Source organism: Syntrophomonas sp. UBA5494, assembly GCF_002426325.1.
This window is the reverse complement of record NZ_DIPG01000136.1, coordinates 275-7,471: the sequence shown is the minus strand read 5'-3', so window position 1 is coordinate 7,471 and position 7,197 is coordinate 275. Positions and strand designations below refer to the sequence as shown.

Annotated in this window: 11 protein-coding genes; 8 read left to right on the top strand and 3 right to left on the bottom strand. The window is 46.5% G+C overall.

Going from position 1 to position 7,197, the window contains the following annotated elements; all coding sequences use genetic code 11:
• Both B3W37_RS15405 and B3W37_RS15400 read left to right on the top strand, forming a co-directional pair.
• Positions 1-823: tyrosine-type recombinase/integrase (locus B3W37_RS15405; RefSeq protein WP_483176324.1), on the top strand; the 823-nt coding region annotated here is incomplete at its 5' end.
• On the top strand, positions 810-1,508 hold the full coding sequence (locus tag B3W37_RS15400) for an N-acetylmuramoyl-L-alanine amidase (protein ID WP_483176323.1): 699 nt from the start codon (positions 810-812) through the stop codon (positions 1,506-1,508). The genes B3W37_RS15405 and B3W37_RS15400, both read left to right, overlap by 14 nt.
• A 48-nt stretch (positions 1,509-1,556) precedes the next feature.
• Here the strand turns inward: B3W37_RS15400 and B3W37_RS15395 are convergent, their stop codons facing one another.
• The 3 genes from B3W37_RS15395 to B3W37_RS15385 are packed head-to-tail and all read right to left on the bottom strand — an operon-like array spanning position 1,557 to position 3,908.
• On the bottom strand, positions 1,557-3,113 hold the full coding sequence (locus B3W37_RS15395; RefSeq protein ID WP_483176322.1) for a recombinase family protein: 1,557 nt from the start codon (positions 3,111-3,113) through the stop codon (positions 1,557-1,559).
• Between the two features lies 1 nt (position 3,114).
• Positions 3,115-3,474 carry a hypothetical protein gene (locus B3W37_RS15390; protein WP_483176321.1) on the bottom strand — a complete coding sequence of 120 codons (360 nt, stop codon included), beginning with the start codon at positions 3,472-3,474 and terminating at the stop codon, positions 3,115-3,117.
• A gap of 41 nt (positions 3,475-3,515) precedes the next feature.
• The gene (locus tag B3W37_RS15385) at positions 3,516-3,908 is read right to left on the bottom strand and encodes a helix-turn-helix domain-containing protein (protein WP_483176320.1); all 393 of its coding nucleotides are present in this window, start codon (positions 3,906-3,908) and stop codon (positions 3,516-3,518) included.
• 149 nt (positions 3,909-4,057) lie between these two features.
• Between B3W37_RS15385 and B3W37_RS15380 the strand changes: the two genes are divergently transcribed.
• The 6 genes from B3W37_RS15380 to B3W37_RS15355 all read left to right on the top strand — a co-directional run bounded on the left by B3W37_RS15380 (position 4,058) and on the right by B3W37_RS15355 (position 6,844).
• A complete protein-coding gene (locus tag B3W37_RS15380) occupies positions 4,058-4,468 on the top strand; it encodes a helix-turn-helix transcriptional regulator (protein ID WP_483176319.1) in 411 nt (136 codons plus the stop codon).
• Entirely contained in the window at positions 4,416-4,604 is a 189-nt protein-coding gene (locus B3W37_RS15375) for a hypothetical protein (protein WP_483176318.1), read from the top strand. Before B3W37_RS15380 ends, B3W37_RS15375 begins: the two co-directional genes overlap by 53 nt.
• Positions 4,605-4,644: 40 nt before the next feature.
• Entirely contained in the window at positions 4,645-5,016 is a 372-nt protein-coding gene (locus B3W37_RS15370) for a single-stranded DNA-binding protein (RefSeq protein WP_483176317.1), read from the top strand.
• 16 nt (positions 5,017-5,032) lie between these two features.
• Positions 5,033-5,350 (top strand): hypothetical protein, encoded by a 318-nt coding sequence (locus B3W37_RS15365; RefSeq protein ID WP_483176316.1) that lies wholly within the window; start codon positions 5,033-5,035, stop codon positions 5,348-5,350.
• 18 nt (positions 5,351-5,368) lie between these two features.
• Positions 5,369-5,734 (top strand): hypothetical protein, encoded by a 366-nt coding sequence (locus tag B3W37_RS15360; RefSeq protein ID WP_483176315.1) that lies wholly within the window; start codon positions 5,369-5,371, stop codon positions 5,732-5,734.
• A 171-nt stretch (positions 5,735-5,905) separates the two neighbouring features.
• Entirely contained in the window at positions 5,906-6,844 is a 939-nt protein-coding gene (locus tag B3W37_RS15355; protein WP_483176314.1) for a replication initiation factor domain-containing protein, read from the top strand.
• The last annotated feature ends 353 nt before the right edge of the window (positions 6,845-7,197 follow it).

Here is a 7,197-nt window from a genome sequence, read left to right as displayed (position 1 = left end):
CCTGACAATCAAAAACTACGGCCTGCACCTGCGGGCCTTTGCCAGCTGGTGTAGCCAGACCGGATCCGATTATCTGCGCTTAACGCCCCATCAGGCAAAGGATTACCGCAATGCTCTATATGTCTCCGGACTATCATCGAGCAGCATAAACGTCATGATCGGGACAGTCCGGGGCTTTTATGATTTTTTAGTCCAGGAGGAAAAAATTTTTGGAAATCCGGTATTGAAAAGCCTGCATGTTCAGCAGAAACCGACTTACCCAAAGCCCTTAACAGAGGATCAGCAGCGCATCATCAAAAACATATTGGACAGTAAGCCGGAGCATATCCGGCTTGCCTTCCGGATCATGCTGACAACCGGGATCCGTGTCGGAGAAGCCGCCAGGCTGACCGGCCAGGACATCGGCATCCAGCAAAAAAGAGTCGTCCTGTCCGTCCGCCATGCCAAGCGTGACAAGTCCCGTATGGTACCTGTCACGGATCCGGAGGTTGCCCGCGAACTCCTGGATTACATGAAATCCGTACCGGAGGGAGAACCCTTGTTTCGCGTGTCAAAGCGAACTTTACAGGGACATGCTCAAAATATTGCCAGGCGATCCGGTATCCCTTTTACGGCGCACCAAACCCGGCATACTTTCGCGACCGCCTTACTTGCCAAAGGCATCCGCCTTGATGTGATCCAGCGCGTTATGGGTCATGCGGATATCAGTACCACCCGCCGGTACGCAGAGACATCAACCAGGGACATCCTTACCATTGCCGAGCCGATCGAACTGGATGGAGAGGAGGATAATATAAAGGGGGAAGCACATGAACTTACATAAGTTAATTTTTACAGAAAACGCCTGCTTTAAGGCAGGCCGCACCATAACGCCGATAGGCATAATGGTACACTCTACTGGCGCGAACAATCCACGCTTGAGTCGGTACGTTGGGCCTGATGATGGCCTGCTCGGTGAAAACAAATACGGGAACCACTGGAACCAAGACAAACCGGACGGCCGGCAGGCGTGCGTCCATGCATTTATCGGCAAGCTGGCGGATGGCACGATTGCAGCGTACCAAACCCTGCCCTGGAACCACCGGGGATGGCACTGTGGCGGTGATGCCAACGATACGCATATAGGATTTGAGATCTGCGAGGACAACCTGATCGATACCTCGTATTTTTACAAGGTCTACCAGGAGGCGGTAGACCTTTGCGTATACCTTTGCCGGCTATATAGCCTAACAGAAAAAAATATCATATGCCACAGCGAGGGACACAAGCTGGGCATCGCCAGTAACCACAGCGATGTCATGCACTGGTTTCCACGTCATGGCAAGAGCATGGATACCTTCCGGGCAGACGTCAAGGCGGCGCTGGCAACCGATCTATCGCCAGTGCCGTCCAACAAGATTTACCGCGTGCAGACAGGAGCGTTTCGGGCTAAGCCAAACGCAGAACAGCTAGCAGCGGAATTGAAAGCCAAAGGGTATGATGCTATTATCAAAATTGCATATCACTGACATCATAGTGGTGCTTATGAATCCGTTCGACAATGCTGTCATTGATAATCATAAAGGCAGTTTGGGATAAATATGAAGCTCGAAATCATCCATAGCGCTATTATCCCATCTGCCATTTTTTGTTTCTTTCAGATACACCACTTTTTCAAGTACCTCTCTCAGTAGCTTGTTCTTATCAGCGGGATCCTTCAGGGATCTATAAACATCCAGCACTTTCTGGACTTTAGGGATGATCAGCTTTTTGCCTTTTTCCTGGGAAATCAGCCTGTTCAATTGCTGCTTCAGGCGACTCACATTCTCTTCTATTGCCTTTATTCTTTCTGTCAGTATGCCGGACCTTTCAAGGAATTTTTCGGTTGTATAAATTTCCTGCTCCAACAGATCATACAGGCTATTCATCTGCTTCTTGTAGACGTCTTCCTTCTTCTCCAGCTTTTTTATGGAATTTTCCAGTATGTCCGGATCCATTGCAGGCTTCGGTCCTATGCCTTCTTCCATTGTAATCTTGTAGTTCTTCAGCCAATCTTCCAGAGCCTGTATCAGCTTATCTTCCACCAGGCTTAAATAACTGCTTACATTGTCGCAGCTGGTTACCGTGCACATCAAGGTATCCTGCTGTCCATTGCTGTATGGCCTGCGGATCATCTTCCGACCGCATTTCCCACACACAATCAATCCGGCAAGAGGGTTTTTGATGGTACCTTTTGTTTTTACTTTCGGAGACGGATTTTTAGCCATAATTTCCTGTGCCAGCTGAAATGTGGCTTCGTCGATAATCGGTTCATGGAGTCCGTTCGCTATGATCCAGGAATCCGCATCCGCTCTCGGTCGTTCCTTCACCACTTGCCCATTTATGATCTTTTTCCTCTGCGGCCGGCATTTCCAGCGGATTTTCCCGGTATAGACCGGGTTTCGTAGGATTCCCTGAACGGATGAGTTCACCCAGTCTCCTCCTCTGGCAGCCGGAATCTTCATTTCATTCAGCCTGCGAACGATCCTTGAAACGCCAATTCCATCCGTATACATCTCAAAAATAAGCTTTGCGATATCCGCTTGTTCCGGATCCGGCACCAATTTATATCCCTTTTCCCTCTTTATCTTTTCCCGCTTGTAGCCATAGGGAGGGATGTTCCCGACGTACTTGCCTTCCTTTACGGACGCTATCCTGCCTCGCTCCAGCCTGCGGTTCGTCGTTTTATATTCCCGACGGCTCATAAAAAGGCCGAATTCAAAGTATTCTTCATCATATTCATTGTTTGGATCGTATACTTTAAGCGGAGTTATAATCTTTGTTCCGGAATATTTGAACGTCTGGGCAACAATACCCTGATCAATGGTATCCCCCCGGGCAAGCCGCTCCACTTCCACTACCAGGACGCCGCCCCACATACCTTGCTCGACTTCGCCCAATACCTGTTGCATAACTGGCCGGGAAGCTATGGTTTCTCCGGATACCACCTCCTTATAAATCTTCGTAATGTTAAGCTTCATCTTTTTTGCCAGCTCCAGCAGAATCTTTTCATGCCTGGCCAGGGTTTCCCCCTCTCCCCTGGCTTCCGCTTCCAGATCCTTTCTTGATTTCCTAAGGTATAGACAATATGCCATGTTACAATCCTCCTTGCTTACAGGTATAGACTTCAATGTTTTCCGCCACCATGTCTGCATCCTGTTCCAGGCTTGTATGCTGCAGGTCCATACCAATGATGTACCCGGCTGTGGGCAGGTCATATACGATATGCTTGATTTCATGCAAAAAGGTCCTGCACTGGATTTCATAGTTTATTTCCGCATTCAGCACCAAATGGTAATTCCCACGCCGGCTGACATACACAAACCCAAGAATATGAGCAGGCAAATGGTTGCTTAGACATGTTTTCACATTATAGGCGTTCATTACTTCGAAAAAGGGTATCGTACCATCAATAAGAGATTTCAACAATGGCTTCTCCAATATATCTATATTCATTTCCCTTTGTCCCCCATGCATCAGCAGGATCTTATCCACTCCTAGCTGTTTTCCTTGTCTTCTTCCTCTTCAATCGCCTTGATTACCCTGATGATCTGCCTGATGTCCTTTGGTGACAGATTCCTTGTTTGCTTAAACAGTAGCTGCAAATCTTCCCGTTCCTGCAACGTATTCCAGAACTCCGACAATTCGGGATCGTCTTGCAAGGCATTCGCGATTCGATCCGGAATTTTTACATTGGTCTTGCCGAGAAGATAGTCCGTGGACACATTGAAGTAAGCTGATATCTGCAATAGCTTCTCCAGATCCGGAAAACTGTCTCCTGTCTCATATTTCCCGTATGTACTCCGGTCGATTCCCAAAAAAGAAGCAACTTCACTTTGTGTTTTCTTCTTCCCTGTCCTCAATTCTTTTAGCTTGTCTTTCAGCGGCATTCCATTCACTTCCTTTCGTTTGTTCCATTTGAATCTATGTTTCCCTTTGGACCTGTACTACTACAACACAACAGTATGTTCCTATCATTCACATTATATGTGAAAATAATTCACGATGCAATACGTGTGAACATACTTCGCTAAATCCATTGACATGTGAAGAATATTCCCTTATAATAATAGTATCAGGTGAAGCTACTTCACAATATCAATCACAATATCAAAAGGAGGAATCATTTTTGATCGGTGACAAATTACGGAAGCTTAGGGAACGGAAAGGCTATACACAGCAGCAACTGGCGGATTGCATTGGTAAGGATCGAAGTATGATAACCAAAATTGAATGTGATATTTCTTCTCCATCAGTCGAGACGGCAAAAGCACTGGGACAAATTCTGACTGTGGACTGGACGGTATTCTTCCAGGAACAAAGTGAATATACTGCGCAACATGATTCCGAACCATGCAATGCTGGCCCTGCATATCATGGCAGCAGGGGGGATCATCTTGAAACAAGGACTTATCACGGGCAATCTGATTCAGGAATATCAGATCGGTAATACCAAAATCAAGATTTATGACAGTTCCTATATCGGCAAAACAAAGCAGGATATAGAATCCACCCTGCAGCGGATCGCCGAAATAGGCAGGCAAGAAGAGCATACTCCGGAAGTGATGTTCCAACCCGGATTATAGCCATAAACTATGCAAAAGAAAAACAGGAGGGTTACACATCATGATGAACTTTTTTTCGGCACTCGGCCGGATCACCAAGGATCCGGAACTCAAACAATCCAACGGCGGCAATCCCTATTGCCGGTTTACCCTGGCGGTAGATCGGGATCAGGATAAAGCGGATTTCATCCCCTGCGTGGCCTGGGGCAAGACCGCCGAGAACATGGCCCAGTACGTCATCAAAGGGCAGCAGCTGCTGGTCCAAGGAAAACTGCAGTCTGGCTCCTATCAGGACGCTAACGGTAACACCCGGTATACGCTTGATGTCTACGCCTATCGCATTGACTTTTTACAAAAGCCCAAAGGTGCGGCAGCGGCCGGCGGTGACGGATTTGAGCCTGTCCCGATGGATCCGGACGAACTGCCGTTCTGAAAGAGAGGTGTTTGCTGTGAGCAAAGTTCCCAAAATCACGATTGAGGAAGATCGTCTTGAAATGTTTATGCGGGAACTAAATGACGTTTCCGACCTGATCCGACTGGAACTGCACCAGATCAACCCGGATAGTTCGAAGATCAGGGACCTGCTGGATCAGCTGTCAGATGCCTGGACTTATGTCTATGATCCCATCAGCATTACAACATCAAGGGCCTTGCACACCGTCTACGGACTGTATTGCCAGGCATCCAGATCCGGGGAGTCCGAAAAGGCTCAAAATTACCTTACATTATACAAAAACCTGTTGTCTGATCGTCAAACCTATTACTGATACTAAGGAGGAACCATCATGGATCAAAGAGCCGATTTTTTAAGAACAGTTCGCGCAAAGGTGGAAGCAGGGCGAATCCCTGCGGAATTCGAGAAAAAAACAAAGTCGCTGCTCATCGATGGGATCAAAAATGACTCAGACTCTGACGATGCCATGCGCCTGAAATTTTTTATCAACACAGAATTGGAGCATACCCAGTTCCAAAATCAAATCCTGCTGGAACTGTCCCGGTACCTGGACAACCTGATAGATCAGTTCGATCATGATCAGCTGCTGGATGACCAAAAATTTTACTTTGATATCCGACATAATCTTGATGATATCGCCAAACTACTGAAGGAACTTACTGAAAATACCAAAAAGTACCTGCCACCAGAGAAATAGGAGGACTGATCCTCCTTCCACACCCAACCGGCCGTCACGGCCGGTTTTTTCCCATGGTGCAAGATATAGTCTCTGAAAATGCTAAAAATGACAAAACGCACGAAAAGATGGACAAGCCCCCCGTATACTAACAGGGGGGCGCAAAATACATGCCAAAGGAGCGTAACCCAAATGAACCCAAGGCTTGACTGCCTTTTTGACTGGCTGGAGTTCACAATAAAATCAACAAATCCGGATGAAATCATTTTGCAAGTTTTAAGCCTTAGCCTTGCAGATTTCATCGAATTACCCAAGGGCCGTTATGGCTATAAAAAGCAAAAAGTTTGTGGGCATATTTCCGTGTTGTTTGATGGCGCCGAGGATATGGGCACTCATGTCATACTGTCCGGTCAGGGATGCAGAGAACTCGAAGCGGACTGTAACTTGTTGCAATTATTTGATCAAGTGCTGTTATTTGACGGGAAATTTACTCGCATCGATGTCGCTGTTGATGATAAAACGGGAGAAGTCATTCCCTTCGCGCGGATCCAAAAGGCTATAAGAAAAGGCTATGTTTCAAGCCGCTGGCGCACGTCGACAGAGTTTATCAAGCGTACTCTGCAGGACGGAAAAATCATCGGCAATACCATCAACATCGGATCCAAACAGTCCAAAATGTATTTGCGCATCTACGATAAAGCCATGGAGCAGGAGAGTACAGAGGAAAGCTGGATCCGCATGGAACTGCAGGTTCGGGACGAACGAGCCGAAAAATTGCAAATGGTTCTATTATTCGATGATAATGTTGGCCGCATTTTTTCGCAAGTGTTGAATAATTACATCAAAATACTGAAGCCGTGTAGGGACAGCAATAAATCACGGTGGCAGATCGCTCCTTGGTGGAGTAGCATTATATTAGAAGTCGGTAAACTTAAATTGACAAGGCAACCAGAAAACAGGTCGGTAGAAGATGTAAGAAACTGGGTAGAGAAGCAAATCGGCCCGTCTCTGGCAATGCTGGTAATTGCGGATAATGGCGAAATTGACGACATTATAAAAATAATTGTTGAGGGCAAAAGCCGTTTAAAGGACAAACATTACAAAATGCTCCGTGGTGCCCGTAATAAATAAGGTGCAGTGTGGACTTGTGGATATCCATCGGATATTCCGTATTGATACATTATATATGTAGGATATCCACAGGGCCCACACTGGCGGCTACTGCTACGACTACGAAGCGCCCGTTTTTCTCGCTTTAATGAGCAAACAGCTACGAATACGTGTTCGAGACTTCCGCGTTTTTGATAGAACTGTCCTATAAATAGATACAAACATGTGTTCGATTCCTCCGCGTTTTTGTACGTCTTTATATCTTTTTCCCGCTTTTTTGTAAGGCTCGCACTAAAACAGGTGCAGTGTGCACTTGATGGATATCCATCGGATATTCCATATTGATACATTATATATGTAGGATATCCACAGGG